The following is a 19,012-nucleotide window of genomic DNA, read 5'->3' on the forward strand; positions in this document are numbered from 1 at the left end:
ATGAACTTACCTATCCATAAAAACAGGGCTTTGCAATTACTAATCGGTATCGGTTTAATGGTCATTAGTTCCTGTTCTTTCAATGAAAAAAAAGACACAGCCACCAGTGCAGATACGGCAATACTGGTTACGGTGAGCCAACCTTTGGCCGATGCAAAACAAGGACTGACTGTAAGCGGGCAGATAGAAGCTGGTCAAACAGCTAATATCAGCACCAGGGTAATGGGCTATATTACAAAGATTGATGTCAAGGTTGGCGACCGCGTTAGTAAAGACCAGCCATTGGCTACAATCAGCAATGACGACATTCTGGCCAAAAGAGCACAAGTTGATGCAATGATTGCCGAAGCTAACGCCGGATACCAAAACGCGCAAAAAGATTATGACCGCTTTACCGCATTGTATAAACAACAAAGCGCCTCAGCCAAAGAACTGGACAATATTACACTGCAGTACCATTCGGCCAAAGCGAGATTAGAAGCGGCGAAACAACAACGCCGGGAAGTAAACGCCATGCTGAGCTATACTAACCTGACCGCTCCTTTTGCCGGCACAGTTACTCAGAAAATGGTGGACGCCGGCAGCATGGCCAGCCCTGGGATGCCGCTATTGACCATTGAACAAAGCCGCAGTTACCAGGTAAGGGCCTCCGTGCCGGAAAGTGAGATTAGTTTGATAGAGGAAAATACACCGGTAACAATAAATATCGACGCTATTCATAAATCAATCAAAGGAACAATAGCACAGATCAGTCAGTCTTCAGAGAACAGCGGCGGCCAGTACCTGATCAAAGCAACTATTCCGGATAACGAAAAGAAAGGTTTGTTCGCCGGTATGTACGCCAATGTGACTATCCCGGTTACACAGCCAGTAAAAACCAATGTAAGTGATCAGGTCATGGTGCCGTTAGCTGCCGTTCAGTATAAAGACCAATTAACCGGATTGTATACCATTGGCAGCAACCACACCGCTTTGCTGCGCTGGGTAAGGCTTGGAAGAACGCAGGGTAACCAGGTAGAAGTATTAAGCGGACTGGCTGCGAATGAACCATTCATCGTGAGCGCGGAAGGTAGATTATACAACGGCGTAGCTGTTAAAATAAAATAAGGATATGAAAGACGGATTTGCAGGAAATATAGCGAAGGCATTCATACAATCGAAATTAACCATACTGTTAATGATCGCCTTTTTACTCATCGGCGGTTACAGTACGTTCTTAATTCCGCGCGAGGAAGAACCCCAGATACAGGTGCCGATGGCCGATATATTTATCGGGTATCCCGGCGCGTCACCAAAAGATGTAGAAACGAAAGTTGCCGCTCCGATGGAGAAAATGATCTCGAATATCAAAGGGGTGGAATACGTATATTCTACCTCCATGCAAGGACAAGCGATGGTGATTGTGCAGTTCAATGTCGGCGAAGACGTGGAACGCTCGTTAGTGAAGCTGTACAGCGAACTGATGAAGAACATGGACAAAATGCCGCAGGGCGTTACACTGCCATTGATCAAAACCAGGGCCATTGACGATGTGCCGGTATTGGGTTTAACCCTCTGGAGCGATAAATATGATGATTACCAGCTGAAACAAATGGGCCAGGAACTGGCAAACGAGATCAAAAAGATCAATGATGTATCGGATGTTAACATTATTGGTGGCCGCAACAGGGAGGTAAAAGTATTGCTTGATAAAAACAAGATGGCGGAGAACCATGTGGACTTTTTATCTCTCAGCAAACAGATACAGGGCAGCAATATGCAATTGCCAGGCGGCACCCTGCTTCAAAAAGATACGGCCTTTTCCGTTGAGACCGGAAATTTTCTGGCCTCTTCGGATGATGTAGGCAATTTAGTGGTGGGCATTAACCAGCAACAACCGGTTTACCTGAAATCTATCGCCAAAGTTGAAGAAGGCGCTGAAACACCAAATCAGTATGTGCTATTTGGTTATGGAAAAGCGGATATTAAAAATTTACAAGCCTTTAAATCCAATTACCCGGCCATCACCCTTTCGGTAGCCAAAAAGAAAGGCGCGGACGCGATGAAGTTATCGGAGCAGATCTTAAATAAAGTTGAGCATTTAAAAAGCGGATTGTTGCCAAACGATGTGCACTTAACCGTTACCCGAAATTACGGCGAAAGCGCGTCGGATAAAGTAGGTGAATTATTGCTTCACCTGTTTATCGCCATCATAGTCGTAACGGTGTTTGTGATGCTAGCCATGGGCTGGCGCGGTGGCCTGGTGGTATTTCTGTCAGTACCGGTAACCTTCGCCCTTACGCTGTTCGCTTATTACTTTATGCACTATACGCTTAACCGTATAACACTATTCGCGCTGGTATTTATCACGGGTATAGTGGTGGATGATTCCATTATCATCGCGGAGAACATGCACCGGCACTTTAAGATGAAGAAGCTGCCGCCATTGCAGGCCGCGATCTATGCCATTAACGAGGTTGGAAACCCCACCATATTGGCAACGTTTACGGTTATTGCAGCCGTATTGCCAATGGCCTTTGTTTCGGGCATGATGGGGCCTTATATGAGCCCGATGCCGATTGGTGCCTCTATCGCCATGATCTTATCGCTGATCGTCGCTTTAACCTTGACCCCATACCTCGGTTACATCTTTTTGCGCGGGAAAGAAAAGCACGGCATCGCACACGAAGAGAACAAACCCAAGCTAATGGAAGAAACCCGGGTCTATAAAATATACCGCTCTTCTATCCAGCCACTACTGGAAACCCGGTGGAAACGCTGGACATTTATCCTGGGCACTGTGGTGATCCTGTTTGCCTCGCTGTCCATGTTTTACACCAAAGCAGTTGCCGTGAAAATGCTGCCCTTTGATAATAAGAATGAGTTCCAAGTGGTGATTGATATGCCGGAAGGCACTACGCTGGAGAAAACACAGGCAGTAGCAAAGGACATCGGCTCCTACATTTCCGGGCAAGCACTGGTCAGAAATTATGAGACCTATATCGGTACCTCAGCACCGATCAGCTTTAACGGTTTGGTGCGCCATTACGATTTAAGAAGAGGCGACAACGTGGCCGACATACAGGTGAACCTCATGGATAAGAAAGATCGGAGTAGCCAAAGTCACGGTATAGCCAAGGAAATGCGCGGCCCGATACAAGCCATCGCTGCGAAATACCATGCGAATGTGAAGATCGTAGAGGTGCCGCCAGGCCCTCCGGTGCTCTCTACTTTAGTGACCGAAATTTACGGGCCCGACTATAAGGAACAGATCAAAGTTGCCCGGCAGGTAAAAGACCTGATGAACAAAACCGCCAATGTGGTGGATGTGGACTGGATGGTTGAAGACGACCAGCCCGAATACCATATTGAAGTGAATAAAGAAAAAGCCATGCGTTATGGTATAGCCACCGCACAGATAGCTGCGACGGTTAACGCCGGCTTATCCGGTATGCCGGTAGGTAATATCGCCCAGCCCGCAGCTTATAACCAAACCGCCATCAAGCTGCAATTGAGCGATGCCGATAAAAGCAGTATAGACGATGTACTAAATTTAAAAGTGATGGGTATGCAGGGGAATGCTGTGCCCATAAAAGATCTGGTTACTGTAATCCGGCAGATCAAGCCGAAAAGCATTTACCGTAAAAACCAGAAAGAAGTGGTTTACGTGCTGGGCGATATGGCAGGTGCCCTGGAAAGTCCCTCATATGCAATCTCCGATGTTTCCGATCATTTAAAAAGCGTGAAAGTTCCTAAAGGCTTCTCGCTGAAAGAGGAATATACCCATCAACCCGATTTGGAAGACAATTACAGCCTGAAATGGGACGGGGAATGGCAGATCACGTTCGAAGTATTTCGGGACCTGGGTATCGCTTTCGCCGTGGTGATCATCATGATCTATATCCTGATCGTAGGCTGGTTCCAGAACTTTACGGTGCCGCTGGTAATGCTGGCCGCAATACCACTATCGCTGATCGGGATCGTTTTGGGCCACTGGATGCTGCACGCTTATTTTACAGCGACCTCGATGATCGGTTTCATCGCCCTGGCCGGTGTAATGGTACGTAACTCCATTTTACTGATCGACTTTATCAATATCAGGCTGGATGAAGGCATCCCGCTTAAACAAGCCATCATTGAAGCCGGCGCGGTACGCACCACACCGATCTTATTGACCGCAGGTGCGGTGGCTTTAGGCGCGGTGATCATTCTATTCGACCCGATCTTCCAGGGCTTGGCCATCTCACTGATGGGCGGTACCATCACCTCCACTTTCCTGACATTGATCGTGGTGCCTTTGCTCTACTTTAAAATGATGCGTAAAACAAAACTTAACCCTAAAATTCAAAAACCATGAAAGAAAGAATCGTTCGTGCCGTTGCCGCCACAATAGTTTTAACCAGTATAATACTGGCTTACACTGTAAATATTAACTGGCTTTGGTTAGGCGTATTTGTCGGCGTAAACCTTCTGCAATCCGCATTTACCAGATTCTGCCCGTTGGAGTTGATCCTGAAAGCAGCCGGCGTAAAAAATTGAATTATTTGAAATTTAAACGATAAGGACATGAATTTATTTAAGCAATTATTCGGTGGTTCACCCGCAGTTGACCTAAAAGAACTGATCAAAGAAGGTGCTTTGATCATAGATGTACGCACACCCGCCGAGTTTGCCTGTGGACACGCAAAAGGTTCCGTCAATATCCCACTGGATAAGGTAGCTTCCCAGCAGGCCATGTTCAGGGGCAAAAAGAACATTATTGTTTGTTGTCAAAGCGGGGGCAGAAGCGGGCATGCGAAACTCATACTTGAAAAAAGCGGGTTTACCAATGTGACCAATGGCGGAAGTTGGAATAATGTAGCCCAATACTGTTAACTTAGCAGCATGGACGAACCCATTAATTTTGTTTTTCAGTTTGAACCGGCCCTGATCAAAGAGATCGAGGAGTTTGGCGAGTTACGATCATTCAAAGACGGTGAACTGGTGATGGATTACGGGAAATATATCCGTATGATGCCGCTCGTAGTTAAAGGCACCTTAAAAGTTCTTAAAAAGGATGATAATGGCAATGAGATTTTATTGTATTATCTATCCAGCAGCGAGAGCTGTTCGATGGCTTATAGCTGTTGCCTGGAAGAGAAGAAAAGTGAAGTAAAAGCCATTGCCGAAGGTGACCTGCAAATCATCGCCATCCCCCATAACAAGCTGGATGAGTGGTTGTGTAACTATCCGAGCTGGAAGAATTATATCATGCGGAGTTTTAACGAGCGCTTCTCAGAAATGCTGAAGTCTATAGAAAGTATTGCATTTCATAAACTGGACGACAGGTTGATCGCTTATCTTAAAGAAAAGAAAAGGCTGTCGGGTTCAAGCGTTGTTAAAGCATCCCATTACCAGATCGCTGACGAACTGGCTACATCGAGAGTCGTGATCTCACGCCTGCTTAAGATACTGGAGAATAATGGCAAGATCCTATTATATCGCAACGAGATTAAACTGCTAAATGATTTTGATTCCTGATTGCCTGCAACTAAGCGGGTATCGAATTCTATGTGTTGTTGATGAATAACTAAACTAAGAATTCAAACATAAGCCATAAGGCTACTTTATGGCCACGAATCGGAAAATCCTGAATTGCTGTCTCCGGCAAGAAGCCTTTCGACTCCAATTGTGATTTATCATAACCTGATGGCACCAGGTTCTTTTCTTCAAGATAGATATTCAATTGACCCTTCTCGGAGGAATGAACATCTGTAAGTTCAAAATAGTCTAAAAGGCCTTCTGGTAGGATTAAACGGACGAGGGTTTCGTATGCTGATGACAAGTGGATGCCTGTTGAGTTTTATATCCACAAAGCAAACACTTTTTTTATTCCCCCACAATTTTTCTGCTTGATCCCCTCATGACCCTGTTTATTTGCGGATTTTGAGTGGGTTTATAACAAAAAAAGCCCCTAAATCATTGATTTAAGGGCTTTTTAAGCGATTTTACGCTGCTTTTGTACTCAGAGCGGGAATCGAACCCGCACTCCGTTTACGGGAACAGGATTTTAAGTCCTGCGTGTCTACCAGTTCCACCATCTGAGCAGGTGTCTAACCTTTTAAAAATAAAACCCTTCTTTCAATCAGGAAGGGCTTTGAGCGAAAGACGAGATTCGAACTCGCGACCCCGACCTTGGCAAGGTCGTGCTCTACCAACTGAGCTACTTTCGCATTGGTGTTTTCTCGCTTGAAGTAAGCTTTCGTTTAACCGGCTGCTTATCTCGTTTGCGGGAGTGCAAATATAGGTAGAATTGGATACTCTGCAAGGAAAAATTTAATTTTTTTGAAAATAGTTTATAACTCGCTGTTTTTCAAAATATCAGATATCAGCTCAGCTTCAAATCCGCGGCCCATGGCGTATTGCTGTAGCTTGTACCGGCGCTTCAGGTGGTTCTTCTCGGTTAGGGTCGCCTCTTTTTTTTGTACTAAGTGGGTCAAAGCAGCCAAATAATCGTCAGGGTCGATAGTAAGGAGAGCTTTTTTGATCAATACATCGGGCACCCGTTTAAGTTTAAGCCCTTGTTTAATTTTAATACGTCCCCACACTTTTTGGTTAAATTTACTTTTAGCATAGATCCGTGCAAAGCGTTCCTCGTTAAGGAAATTGTCCTCTATCAATTGGCTTATAATGCGTTCAACAGCATCAGGCCATAAGCCCCACTCGTAAAGTTTGTCGCGTACTTCCTGCTGGGCGCGCTCCTGGTAGGCGCAAAAGTGCTCGGCTTTTGCAAGGGCAACTTTCTCGTCGGTAATTTTAATTGATTTGGGTTGATCCATTTAAAAACCAAAATTCGTTAAAAATTATTCTATTTGTTTTAATATCTCCAAATTAGCAGCATGCCCAATAACACGTACACCATAAGCGCTATAAAAAAGATCATCAAGGCAGATGGCAACATCGTTGAAGAATATACGATCAGTGCGCTTTTTACCGATAGCCGCCGGATCAACAACCCTGCCGAAGGCTTATTTTTTGCCCTGAGCGGCAGACGCAATGGCCATGAGTTTGTTGCCGAAGCTTATGCAGGCGGTGTGCGCAATTTTGTAGTGGAACATGGCCCGGAGTTTAACCTGCCCGGCGCAAACTTTTTGATTGTGCCAGATCCGCTGGCGGCCCTGCAAATGCTGGCAGCCTATCACCGCAGCCGTTTTAAGCTGGAGGTAATTGGCATTACGGGCAGTAACGGCAAAACTATTGTTAAGGAATGGCTTTACCAGCTGCTTTCGGCCGATAAAAATATTGTACGAAACCCTAAAAGTTATAATTCGCAAATCGGTGTGCCATTGTCCGTATGGCAAATCAACGACCGAAACGAACTGGGGATTTTTGAAGCGGGCATCTCTACCATAAATGAGATGAATAAGCTGGAAGCTATCATTAAGCCCGAAATAGGGGTACTCACCCACATAGGCCCTGCGCATGACGAGGGTTTTGAATCGCCCAGGCAAAAGCTCCTGGAAAAACTGGGGCTATTCAAAAACAGCAGGCTGCTAATCCATAATTACGATCAGCTAATCGGTTATGAAAAAGATATCGCGGCTAAAGAAACCTTTACCTGGAGCCGTAAATTCCGTGAAGCTGACCTGTATGTTTTCAGCGAGACGGTGATCTCTAAAAATTATTACTTTCGTGCCCGGTACCAGGGTAAAGAAATAGAATGCCTCGTTCCTTTTACCGACCAGGCCTCGGTAGAAAATGCCATAACCTGCTGGGCTACTATGCTGGCTTTAGGCTACAGTGCTGTAGAGGCCGACAAACGCATAGAGCGCCTCGCGCCGGTAAGTATGCGGTTAGAGTTAAAAAACGGCGTAAATAACTGTTCCGTTATTGATGATTCATACAATTCGGATCTGCAATCGCTGGAGATAGCGCTTAACTTTTTATCGCAGCAAAATCAGCATCAAAAAAAGACGCTGATCCTGTCAGATATTTATCAATCGGGCCTGCAGCAGGATGTGCTGTACAAACAGGTGGCCGAATTGATCCGGGCTAAAAAGATTGATAAATTTGTTGGCGTAGGGGAGGCGCTGCTCAGCCACCAGCAATATTTTGACATAGCCCAACAGCATTTTTATGCCGATACTGCCACACTGCTGCAGCAGTTAAAAGCACTCAATTTTAAAGATGAAACCATCCTGATCAAAGGTTCGCGCAGCTTTGAGTTTGAGCAGGTGAGCCGTGCGTTAGCCCAAAAAGCGCATGAAACCGTAATGGAAATCAACCTGAACTCCTTATTAAACAACCTCAACTTTTATAAATCAAAGCTTAAGCCGGGCGTAAAAGTGATGGCTATGGTAAAGGCTTTTAGCTATGGCAGCGGTACTTTTGAGGTGGCCAATATGCTGCAATATAATAAGGTTGATTATTTGGCGGTTGCCTATATTGATGAGGGGGTAGCTTTACGGCAGGCCGGGATTAACCTACCCATCAAAGTGCTTAACCCCGAGGCTTCGGCATTTGATAAGCTCACCGAATATAAGCTTGAGCCTGTAATTTACAGTTTTGGTTTATTAGATGATTTTGTGAGCTATGCTTCGGCACAGAGCATTGCCGGTTACCCGGTGCATCTTAAAATTGATACTGGTATGCACCGCCTGGGTTTTGAAAATTACGAGATAGAAACCCTGTGCGATATGCTGGAGGTCAACCGCTACGTACGGGTGCAATCGGTATTTTCGCACCTGGTAGCAAGCGAAAGTCCGGAACATGACGAGTTTACTAAAAAGCAGATCAGGCGCTTTGAAAAGGCTTTTAAGGAGATAGAGCGCACACTGGGTTATAAGGTGATCAAGCACATTTGCAATACTGCCGGTATTATCCGCTGGCCTTCGGCACACTATGATATGGTTCGATTGGGGATAGGTTTATATGGGATCGACTCGTCGGTGCCGGAGTCTGATGCGGGCTTGCAGCCTATAGCCAGTTTAAAAACAAGCGTTGCCCAGGTTAAAAAGATTGGGAAAGGAGACACAATCAGCTACGGGCGAAGCGGGAGCCTTGTTAAAGACGGGAAAATAGCTACCATTCGTATTGGCTATGCCGATGGTTACCTGCGTGCCTTTGGTAAAGGCGTGGGTAAAATGCTGGTGAAAGGCACACTTGTGCCTACAGTGGGCAACATCACAATGGATATGTGTATGCTGGATGTGAGCGGCCTTGACGTGCATGAAGGCGATGAGGTGATCATTTTTGATGAGCACCAGCGCATTGAAGAACTGGCAAAGCAGATAGGTACCATCCCCTACGAAATATTAACCAATATTTCGCAAAGGGTAAAAAGAGTGTACTTTTACGAGTAGAAATCAGGGGCTTAAAATGAACAGGTTAGCGCGGGCATTATTCAGGTATTTTGTAAAAGGGATGTTGGTGGTTGTACCGGTAGGCGCAGCTATTTTCCTGATGTACTGGGCGGTGGCCAGCATTGATAAAGCGCTTAACCTAAGTGATCTTTGGGTTGATAAGACCGGGAAGCACATGTATATCCCGGGTTTGGGGATCCTGAATGTGGTAGTGGTTATCATGATCATGGGGGTACTGGTTACTAATGTAATCACCGAACCAATTAAAGCCTGGTTTAAGCGGTGGTTTGCACGTTTGCCCATCTTCGCGTTCCTGTATTCGTCGATAAAAGATTTGACAGAAGCCTTTGTTGGCGAAGAGAAAAAGTTCAACGAACCGGTACTGGTTGAAGTTAATGAGTTCGGTTTGAAAAAGATAGGTTTCCTGGTTCAGAAAGACCTGGCAAAGATTGGCTTGCCCGGAGAGGTTGCTGTATACTTCCCATATTCCTACTCGTTTGCGGGGCAGGTGATCATCATTGCTGCGGATAAGGTAAAACCGATGGATAAGAGTGCTGCCGATGTGATGAAATTTGTAATATCAGGCGGGGTGAGCGGGTTGGATTAGCCCAGCCCCCTCTAAATCTCCCCCGGTAGGGGAGACTTTTTTGAATTTTCAAAGTCCTCCGTTTCGGGGAGGGTTTGGGTGGAGCTTGCGTGTTCCTAAGGCAACACTTCCACCTGTTTTGAATCTGTCACCCTGGCTTTCTTGAAGCTTCTTACCGCAAAAAAAACGGCTATTAGCATTAAAATCGCACCTAAAATATACGGAGCGCCCGGAAAATAGGTTGAAGTATTGCGATGGGTGAACAAATGAAACACCGAACTCATTAACAGGGGGCCGATGATCACCGCTAAACTACTGATACTCGTCAATGAGCCCTGCAATTCGCCCTGCTCTTTAGCTGATACTGTACTGGTAATCATACCCTGAAGTGAAGGGCCCGAAATACCGCCAAGGCAATAAGGTACCATAAAAACATACATCATCCAACCCTGGTTGGCAAAAGCAATGAGGGTTAAGCCGATGGTGTAAAATAGTAAGCCTGCTACGATATTTTTCTCCTGCCCGAATTTAGGGATGGTAAACCTGATCAGTCCTCCTTGTATGGCTACCAGCACAATGCCGATGAAAAAACCTAAAAAGCCAATGCTTTTCAGCGACCAGTCAAACTTTTCGGTTACGTAAAAGGATAACACATATTCAACAGCTTTTTGGGCGATATAAACCAACGAGAATGCTCCGATCAATCCGGTTAAGGATTTATATCGCGACAGGCTGCGTAATGAGCTAATGGGATTAGCCTTCTTCCATTCAAAACGCCTGCGGTTTTTGATATTTAATGATTCGGGTAATACAAAATAGCCATACGCCGCATTCAGGAGTGCCAGACCGGCCGCAAGCATAAAAGGGAACCGCACATTTAATGCACCCAAAAAGCTCCCGGTGCCTATGCCAATAATAAATCCAAGCCCGGACGCTGCCCCAACTAAACCGAAGTTTGCCGCACGGTTTTTACCGGTACTGATATCGGCAATGTAAGCGGTTGCCGTGGTATTACTGGCCCCCGCAAAACCTGCTATGGCACGGCCGATAAATAACCAGGCCACAGTCGGAGCAAAGGCCATGAAAATATAATCTATCCCAAAGCCAATAAGCGAACCTAATAATACAGGCCGGCGCCCGTACCTGTCACTTAAATTTCCCAGCAACGACGAAAACAGGAACTGCATGGAGGCGTAGGTGAACGTTAAATAGCCATTATATTGCGCAGCGGTACTTACATCCATGTTGCCCAGCTTTTCGAGCAATGAGGGCATTACCGGTATAATAATGCCTAAACCAAGCACATCAATAAAAAGCGTTACGAAAATAAATCCTAAGGCGGCGGTATGTTTTTTAGGTTTGGCGCTCATTAATAATGATAAAGGTTTAAGCTGATTAAAAGTTTTATTATGGGCTGTTTTACAGTTTGATATTTAATTTATACTTGCGCTTTTGCTATTCTTCGCTGTTGTTATCACCAACTTTGTGACCGGCAATAGTGCATTCATGATATTAAGACATGATTGTTTGCGACAACACCAACAACGGCAGGTTGAGGGTGTTTATCTATCAATTTTACAATATGGGCGTTGCCTGCGGCCCGGGCTTTCCGTTACAAGTCCTCGCTTTTCCCGCGCAAGCCCAATCCACGCTCCGGGCTTTTCACTGCAATCCCTCCTATGTTTACATCTAATATTATTGTAATGATTTTATGAGTGAAAAGAGTGAGAGCACAGCAATCCCAAACAGCCTTGAGCATGTTGAGCGTTAGATATAGCCTCACTCCTTTACTTTTTTGAGTTTGAACAGAATGTAAGGAATACGACCAGGCAGTATATCCAGGATAACCAACAGGAGGAAAAACGAAGAAAGGTTTTCACTTATAACAGTTAAAAACTTTGATCAATGGCAAGCAGATTATTAAAACAAGTAGTAGGTATTGATGTGGCTCAAAAAGAGCTGGTGGTTTCTATCGGCAAGATGGATGAGCAGGCAGTTATAACAGTTTATGCGAACAAGATTTTTCCAAACAATGAAAAAGGATTTGCAAACCTGGAAGTATGGATAAACAAGCAAAGCATCCCCCAATATCCATTAAGATATGTAATGGAGGCCACAGGTGTATACCACGAGCGCCTTGCTTATTATCTGGCCGGCAAAGGGTATGCTGTAAGTATTGTCATGCCCAACAAGATCTCAAACTTCTTCAAGACACTGGAGATCAAAACAATTACCGATAAATCAATGTCTTTTGCCATAGCCATGTTCGGACTTGAAAAGAAACTGGATAACTGGGTACAACCCAAAAGGGTGTTCAGGACCCTGCGGCAGATAACCCGTGAAAGAGAACAACTTATTGCAGAAAGAACCATGATCAAGAACCAGCTACATGCTGAACAGTCCGAAGCTTTTCCGGGGGAAGATACTATCCGCAGAATGATGGACAGGATAAAGATGATTGGTGAACAACTTAAAGAAATACTTACTGAGATTAGAACAGCTGTAGCACAGGACAAACATTTAAAACAAACACTGGCTACCATTACCACTATTCCTGGAGTCGGCTTATTAACGGCCACTGTGATCATAGCCGAAACAAACGGCTTTGAGCTGATCAGGAGTAAAAAGCAGCTGACCAGTTACGCCGGGCTGGATGTCAGGGAAAAAGAATCCGGCTCATCCGTTAAGGGCAAACCCAAGATATCTAAAAGGGGGAACAAGCATTTACGAAAAGCCATGCACTTACCTGCATTAGCGGCCATAAGACATTCAGAAAGATATAAAGCTATATTTGTCCGGATCGTATCCCGAAATAGCGTGAAAATGAAAGCTACTGTAGCAGTACAAAGAAAATTATTGGAGATGGTATACACTATATACAAAACCAACAAACCATTCGAAAAAGACTACCTTCAACAGAATGCACACATATCCGAAAATAGTTAGAGCAGTCGCTTCAATTGAAGGACTGCCCTAAACAGGCTAACATAAAGCTGCCTAAGACTCAAAAATAAAAAATAACTTTTGCATATCAACACAGAATCTAACGCGGCTCCCGCTCATCATCCCCTAAAATATATTTTAAACAGCATCACGGTTTTTTCAGGATTTCCCCTGATGGCTACTTGCAATGACATGGTTTCTGTTTAATCTCCCAATAATTTCATCTTCCAAACACGTATGACAACAATACCAACAACAGCAAAGCTTTAAGCTTTGTGCATTCTGCTTTTAATGCAATGTTGCTAAGGCATCCACATCCTTGCTTTAAGCTTTGTGCATTCTGCTTTTAATGCAATGTTGCTAAGGCATCCACATCCTTTGCTGAGGTTTTCTTCACGTTTTTGAAATTACGGATAGCAAGTAACGCGCTTATCAACATCAGTATTGCACCTAAAATAAAGGGGGCTCCCGGAAAAAAGAAGGGCCTTTTATCGTTGGTGAAATAATAAAATAAAGTGGTCATTACCCAGGGGCCAAAAATGGCGCTCAGGCTCATGAGGCTGGTTAAGCCACCCTGCAGTTCGCCCTGTTCATTGGCGGGTACCTGGTTGGTCATGATGCCCTGCAACGCGGGGCCTGCAATACCGCCAAGGGCATAAGGCACCATAAAGGCAAACATCATCCAACCCTGGGTTGCCATAGCAAACAGGATAAGGCCGGTACTATATAGCAGCAAGCCAACCCAAATGCAACGTTCCATGCCAAGTTTGGGCAGGATCAGGCGCATCAGGCCGCCCTGTACAAGCGCTATCATCAGGCCTATAAAGGCCAGAGAATAACCAACCGTATCCTCGCCCCATTTAAATTTTTCGAAAGTAAAATAGGTCCAAACGTTTTGTACGGCCTGCCCGGCAAAATATACCAGGAACAGCGACAGGGCCAAACCCATAACCGAGGGGTATTTTTTAAGCTGCAGCAATGAGCCAAGCGGGTTTGCCCTTTTGATATCGAAGGGGCGGCGATGGGCCTCATCCAGCGATTCGGGCAGGATGAAGAAACCATAAAGGGCGTTCAAAAAGGCTAAACCTGCGGCAGCGAAAAATGGATATTGAACATCCATTTTACCTAACACACCGCCAATTGCCGGACCAATGATAAAGCCAAGACCAAAGGCAACGCCAATCATACCAAAGTTTTGGGCGCGTTTTTCGGGAGTACTCACATCGGCTATATAGGCCGATGCTGTGGTGAAGCTGGCGCCGGTAATGCCCGCAATGGCCCGGCCTAAAAATAGCCACCATATGGATGGTGCAAAGGCAAGGAACAAATAATCAATGCCAAAACCCAGTAAGGAACAAAGCAGAACCGGGCGGCGGCCATACTTATCACTCAGGTTGCCTATCATTGGCGAAAAAAGGAACTGCATTACCGAATAGGCCAGCGTTAAAAAGCCGGCGTACAAAGAAGCTTCGCTCAACCCGGCGTGGATCAATTTTTCAATCAGTTTGGGCAGCACCGGTATGATGATCCCTAAGCCTACCACATCAATCAGTAAAGTAACAAATATAAAGCCTAAAGCTCCTTGGGGTTTATTCTTGGCGGACTTATCCATGGCGCAAAATAAATTATTAACGTTAATAATTGTTAAAATAATTGTATTTATAATAATTTGTATTTAACTTGAACTATATAATTAGTTAAACCTATGAAACCACACAAATCAATGCTGCTATTGCCGGCGCTGCTGGCAGTGCAAAGTGTTTTTGCACAAAGTAACCATCTTACATTATCTGATAGTTATCCATCGACGACTGAAAAAGTTAAAATTACTTATGACCCGGAGGGTACGCCTGTTGCTGGTAAAAAGGATATCAGCGCACAGGTATATTACATTGATGGGAAAGATAACCCGGCAGCCGACATCGAACTAAAACCTAATGGCGCTTTACTTTCAGGCGACTTTACCATTCCTGCCGCAGCGAAAGCTTTTTTTGTAAAGATTTTTAGTAACGGTGACATCGATAATAATAATGACAAAGGGTACATATACTTAATTTATAAAGATAAAAAACCTGTTCAGGGTGCTTATGAAGCAAAAGCTTACATATTGGCGAGTGGTGTTGGCAGTAATTTTGCCAAAATAAAAACCGACTCTGAAGAAGGCCTGGCCTTGTTTAAAAAGGAATACGATACTAACCCACAGGCCGAAAAACCTTATCAGTTTAATTATTACTACCTGTTGGCCAGGAAAAAAGACCCGGCTACCTCAGCTATGTTAAACGCCAAGGTTCAATCGCTTGAAAAAAGCACGGTGGAGAAAGACCTGATCCTGGCCGCTAATATCCTGAACTGGCGCAACAAAAAAGCCTCTGCCGATTCATTGGGAGAGATCATCAAAGCTAAGTACCCTAACGGCGAATCCGTAAAAAACGAGGCGGAGTTTGCCATGATGCGCGAGAAGGACGTACACAAAAAAGATTCGCTTTATAAAGCATATATAGCCAAATTCCCGGCTATGGCTACTGATAAAGGCTCACGGATCGATTACATAAGGGGGCAGCTGGCTACCGGCTTTTTAACTGATGGGAATACTGCTGCTTTTAATGCTTATGCAGCACAAGTCCAAAATAAATCAAGCATTGCAAATAGCTATAATAACATAGCTTATGGCTGGGCTCAAAAAGATGAGCGCCTTGACGAGGCTGAAAAGCTGTCAAAACAATCATTGGACATCGTTATTGAAAAAATGAAGCATCCTGAGGCTTCGCCGTTTATGTCGGTAAAGAGCATGCAAAAGCAAAACAAGGATGTATATAACATGTATGCTGATAGTTACGCATTCATTTTATATAAAGAGAAAAAATATAATGAGGCCCTTAAATATCAAAAAGAGGTTTATACAGACAACAAGGTTAACGACCCGATCACCACCGAGCATTACGTACTTATTTTAAATGCCCTTGGCAAATATGCCGAATCAAAAGATGTAATTGAGGGCGCATTTAAGGCAGCTAAAGTTTCCCCGGCTTTAACAGACGAGTTAAAAAAGGCCTATGTAGGTTTAAAAGGCAATGAAGCGGGTTACGATCAATACCTGGCCGGTTTAACAGCTATTGCAAAAGACAAAAAAAGGGAAGAGGTGGCTAAGCAAATGATCAACGAGCCTGCTGCCAAATTTGCCCTTAAAGATTTTGCGGGAAAAACAGTTTCGCTGGCCGACTTAAAAGGCAAAATTGTTATAGTTGATTTTTGGGCTACCTGGTGCGGCCCTTGTAAAGCATCTTTTCCGGGGATGCAAATGGCTGTAAATAAATATAAGGATGATGAGGATGTGAAATTCCTGTTTATTGATACCTGGGAAAACGGCGATAATTATATTGATGGCGTAAAGAAATTCATTGCAGATAATAATTACACCTTTAACGTGCTGGTAGATGAAAAAGGCAGCGATGGCAGGCAATCAAAAGTGGTATCACAATTTGGAGTAACCGGCATTCCAACCAAGTTCATCATCGATAAAAACGGCAATGTCCGCTTTAAGGTTGTGGGGTTTGATGGCTCGGCTGATGGGCTGGTAGATGAAGTGAGCACAATGATTGACATGGCAAAAGCGCCGGTTGTTGCGGAGGTTGCTGCTACGCCAAAACAAAACATGAAATAGCTGATTGCAACCTAAAACTATATCAAAACAAAAATGCCGCCCTGTTGGAGCGGCATTTTTTATTGTATTGCCTGTTAAAAGTTCGGCTTAAGTACGTATTTGTTATAGAAACGGGTGATGTGCTCAACAGCTTCTTCCGCGGTATCAACCACGCGGTAAAGGTTCAGGTCGTCGGGATTGATATTGTGCTGGTCGTTCAGCATTTTTTCTTCAACCCATTTAAACAGGCCTTTCCAATATTCAACTCCAACAAAAATGATTGGGAAACGGGCAATTTTACCGGTTTGGATAAGTGTAATGGCCTCAAACGATTCATCCATAGTGCCAAAGCCGCCGGGCAAAATGATAAAACCCTGCGAATATTTCATAAACATAACCTTACGGATAAAGAAGTAATCAAACTCCATGATCTTATCCCTGTCGATATATTTATTGTGGAACTGCTCAAATGGGAGTTCGATATTTAAACCTACTGATTTACCGCCGTTTTCATAGGCGCCCTTGTTGGCAGCTTCCATAATACCGGGCCCGCCGCCTGATATTACACCGTAACCATGCTCGGTAAGCAGGCGCGCGGTTTCTACCGCCAGTTGGTAATATTTGTTATCGGTATGCGTACGTGCTGACCCGAAGATGGATACGCATGGGCCAATTTTGGCCAGTTTTTCAAAGCCGTCAACAAATTCGGCCATTATTTTAAAGATCTGCCAGGAGTCGGTAACTTTAATTTCCTGCCAGTTTTTGTTCTCGAAAGCTTGTCTTATTTTATCTTCTCCGGTCATATTCTTTTTTTAGTCCGGAAGTTGGGGAGTCCAAAAGTCCGGAAGTGTTTTTTAGTCCGGAAGTCGGAACGTCCGAAAGTCCGGAAGTTTTTATTCTATATTAATTAATGCAAAGTACAAAGAAAATTGATTCCGGTTTATTTGTTGTTTTACTTTTTAATTACCCGATCTCCGGGTTTTCCGACTTACGGACTTCCCCAGCTTTCGAACTCGAAGTAACCCAAAGCCCAATAAATGTAATTAATCCGTTTACAATGATGAGTTCGTTACCAAAAACATATCCGCCTAAAATTGATTTTGATTCGGCATTTAAAAAATAGCATATAGCAGGAGAGAGTATGCAAATGAAAGGCACCAGTTTATCCATTACCTGCCTGTTGCCTACAAACAGGCCAAATGAATAAAGGCCAAGCAGCGGCCCATAGGTATATGATGCCACGGTGAATATGGCGCTAACTACAGCATCATTATTAATGGCGTTAAATATGATGATGGTTAAAAACATCAACCCCGAAAAAGCAATGTGTACCCAATGACGTACGGCCACCATTTTTTTGCTATTCACATCCTTGCGCTTGTTAAAACCTAAAAAGTCTACACAAAAAGAGGTGGTGAGCGCTGTAAGTGCCGAATCGGTAGTGGCAAAGGTGGCCGCTGTTAAGCCCAGCATAAATATCATGGCCGGAACCAATCCTAAATATTGCAGGGCTATAGTAGGGTACAGGTAATCGGTTTTGGTAACATTGATACCGTTTTTAGCGGCGTACATGTAAAGCAAAGCGCCTACGCTCAGGAAAAATATGTTAATGATCACGAAAACGCCAACAAAGCTGAACATGTTTTTTTGCGCTTCTTTGATATTTTTAAGGCTGAGGTTTTTTTGCATCAGGTCCTGGTCAAGCCCGGTCATACCGATAGTGATAAACATGGCGCCTAAAAACTGTTTACCTAAATGCAGCTTGCTGCTCATAAAATCATTAAAGAAGAATATTTTGGAATAGCTGCTGTTTTTGATGGTTTCGGCAGCTTCAAAAATGTTCATGTGCAGGCTCTGGCAAATAAAATATATCGACAGGAAAACAGATGTTACCAGGAAAAATGTTTGCAAGCTGTCGGTAATGATAATGGTTTTCAATCCTCCCTTAAAGGTGTACGACCAGATGAGCAGCAAACAAATAAGCACCGTAATCGCAAAGGGAATATGGTAGCTGTCGAAAATAAACTTCTGCAGCACGATAACCACCAGGTATAACCTGAAAGCCGAGCCGATAACCCGGCTCACCAGGAATATAGCAGCAGCTGTTTTATAGCTCCAAACGCCTAAAGCGCCTTCAATGTAGCTGTATATGGATGTGAGTTTAAGCCGGTAATATAAGGGAAGTAATACCGTTGCTATGATGAAAAAGCCCGCAGCGTTGCCCAGCACAAACTGGAAATAGGCAAAATCATCGGTGCCAACCTTACCGGGAACAGAGATAAAAGTAACCCCGCTCAACGCCGTTCCAATCATCCCGAAGGCAACTAAATACCATTTGGAATTTCGGTTAGCTACAAAGAAAGTATCGTTATCCGAAGATTTTTTTGATGTAAGCCACGAGATGATGAGCAATACCAAAAAATAACCGATGATGAATGACAATAATACTCCTGGCGACATAGGTGTTTTTTTAGTCCGGAAGTCGGAAAGTCCGGAAGTCCGAAAGATTTTTTATTTAGTCCG

14 protein-coding genes and 2 tRNA genes are annotated in these 19,012 nt (G+C 44.2%); 9 read left to right on the plus strand and 7 right to left on the minus strand.

Annotation, left to right across the window (positions count from 1 at the left end):
• Genes ABID99_RS05330 through ABID99_RS05350 form a run of 5 tightly spaced genes read left to right on the plus strand, consistent with a single transcriptional unit; the run spans window position 1 to window position 5,499 of the window.
• A complete protein-coding gene (locus ABID99_RS05330) occupies window positions 1–1,107 on the plus strand; it encodes an efflux RND transporter periplasmic adaptor subunit (protein ID WP_090533119.1) in 1,107 nt (368 codons plus the stop codon).
• A 4-nt stretch (window positions 1,108–1,111) separates the two neighbouring features.
• Window positions 1,112–4,336 (plus strand): efflux RND transporter permease subunit, encoded by a 3,225-nt coding sequence (locus tag ABID99_RS05335; RefSeq protein ID WP_373613099.1) that lies wholly within the window; start codon window positions 1,112–1,114, stop codon window positions 4,334–4,336.
• On the plus strand, window positions 4,333–4,518 hold the full coding sequence (locus ABID99_RS05340; RefSeq protein WP_373613101.1) for a DUF2892 domain-containing protein: 186 nt from the start codon (window positions 4,333–4,335) through the stop codon (window positions 4,516–4,518). Before ABID99_RS05335 ends, ABID99_RS05340 begins: the two co-directional genes overlap by 4 nt.
• A gap of 27 nt (window positions 4,519–4,545) precedes the next feature.
• A complete protein-coding gene (locus tag ABID99_RS05345) occupies window positions 4,546–4,854 on the plus strand; it encodes a rhodanese-like domain-containing protein (RefSeq protein WP_188834736.1) in 309 nt (102 codons plus the stop codon).
• A 9-nt stretch (window positions 4,855–4,863) separates the two neighbouring features.
• Window positions 4,864–5,499 carry a Crp/Fnr family transcriptional regulator gene (locus tag ABID99_RS05350; protein WP_090533110.1) on the plus strand — a complete coding sequence of 212 codons (636 nt, stop codon included), beginning with the start codon at window positions 4,864–4,866 and terminating at the stop codon, window positions 5,497–5,499.
• 481 nt (window positions 5,500–5,980) lie between these two features.
• Here the strand turns inward: ABID99_RS05350 and ABID99_RS05355 are convergent.
• The 3 genes from ABID99_RS05355 to ABID99_RS05365 all read right to left on the minus strand — a co-directional run bounded on the left by ABID99_RS05355 (window position 5,981) and on the right by ABID99_RS05365 (window position 6,797).
• Window positions 5,981–6,065 (minus strand) — tRNA-Leu (locus ABID99_RS05355).
• A gap of 53 nt (window positions 6,066–6,118) precedes the next feature.
• Window positions 6,119–6,191, minus strand: a tRNA-Gly gene (locus ABID99_RS05360).
• A 123-nt stretch (window positions 6,192–6,314) separates the two neighbouring features.
• Complete coding sequence (locus ABID99_RS05365; protein WP_373613102.1) at window positions 6,315–6,797, minus strand: regulatory protein RecX; 483 nt, start codon at window positions 6,795–6,797, stop codon at window positions 6,315–6,317.
• Between the two features lie 60 nt (window positions 6,798–6,857).
• Between ABID99_RS05365 and ABID99_RS05370 the strand changes: the two genes are divergently transcribed.
• The gene (locus ABID99_RS05370; protein ID WP_373613103.1) at window positions 6,858–9,320 is read left to right on the plus strand and encodes a bifunctional UDP-N-acetylmuramoyl-tripeptide:D-alanyl-D-alanine ligase/alanine racemase; all 2,463 of its coding nucleotides are present in this window, start codon (window positions 6,858–6,860) and stop codon (window positions 9,318–9,320) included.
• Window positions 9,321–9,336: 16 nt separating this feature from the next.
• Window positions 9,337–9,927 carry a DUF502 domain-containing protein gene (locus ABID99_RS05375; protein WP_112654514.1) on the plus strand — a complete coding sequence of 197 codons (591 nt, stop codon included), beginning with the start codon at window positions 9,337–9,339 and terminating at the stop codon, window positions 9,925–9,927.
• 95 nt (window positions 9,928–10,022) lie between these two features.
• Here ABID99_RS05375 and ABID99_RS05380 read toward each other — a convergent pair whose 3' ends face one another.
• Entirely contained in the window at window positions 10,023–11,276 is a 1,254-nt protein-coding gene (locus ABID99_RS05380; RefSeq protein ID WP_373613104.1) for a TCR/Tet family MFS transporter, read from the minus strand.
• A gap of 535 nt (window positions 11,277–11,811) precedes the next feature.
• On the opposite strand from ABID99_RS05380, the gene ABID99_RS05385 reads away from it, so the two are divergent.
• Window positions 11,812–12,852: an IS110 family transposase gene (locus tag ABID99_RS05385; protein WP_091169225.1), complete on the plus strand. Its 1,041-nt coding sequence runs from the start codon at window positions 11,812–11,814 to the stop codon at window positions 12,850–12,852.
• 343 nt (window positions 12,853–13,195) lie between these two features.
• Here ABID99_RS05385 and ABID99_RS05390 read toward each other — a convergent pair whose 3' ends face one another.
• Complete coding sequence (locus ABID99_RS05390; RefSeq protein WP_373613105.1) at window positions 13,196–14,461, minus strand: TCR/Tet family MFS transporter; 1,266 nt, start codon at window positions 14,459–14,461, stop codon at window positions 13,196–13,198.
• Window positions 14,462–14,554: 93 nt separating this feature from the next.
• Between ABID99_RS05390 and ABID99_RS05395 the strand changes: the two genes are divergently transcribed.
• Window positions 14,555–16,510 carry a TlpA family protein disulfide reductase gene (locus ABID99_RS05395; RefSeq protein ID WP_373613106.1) on the plus strand — a complete coding sequence of 652 codons (1,956 nt, stop codon included), beginning with the start codon at window positions 14,555–14,557 and terminating at the stop codon, window positions 16,508–16,510.
• Window positions 16,511–16,584: 74 nt separating this feature from the next.
• On the opposite strand, the gene ABID99_RS05400 is transcribed toward ABID99_RS05395, so the two are convergent.
• Complete coding sequence (locus ABID99_RS05400; protein ID WP_090533093.1) at window positions 16,585–17,292, minus strand: TIGR00730 family Rossman fold protein; 708 nt, start codon at window positions 17,290–17,292, stop codon at window positions 16,585–16,587.
• A gap of 160 nt (window positions 17,293–17,452) precedes the next feature.
• The gene (locus ABID99_RS05405) at window positions 17,453–18,949 is read right to left on the minus strand and encodes a sodium:solute symporter (RefSeq protein ID WP_373613107.1); all 1,497 of its coding nucleotides are present in this window, start codon (window positions 18,947–18,949) and stop codon (window positions 17,453–17,455) included.
• Window positions 18,950–19,012 lie beyond the last annotated feature (63 nt).

It is taken from the genome of Mucilaginibacter sp. OAE612 (genome assembly GCF_041806395.1).
GTDB classification, from domain to species: domain Bacteria; phylum Bacteroidota; class Bacteroidia; order Sphingobacteriales; family Sphingobacteriaceae; genus Mucilaginibacter; species Mucilaginibacter rubeus.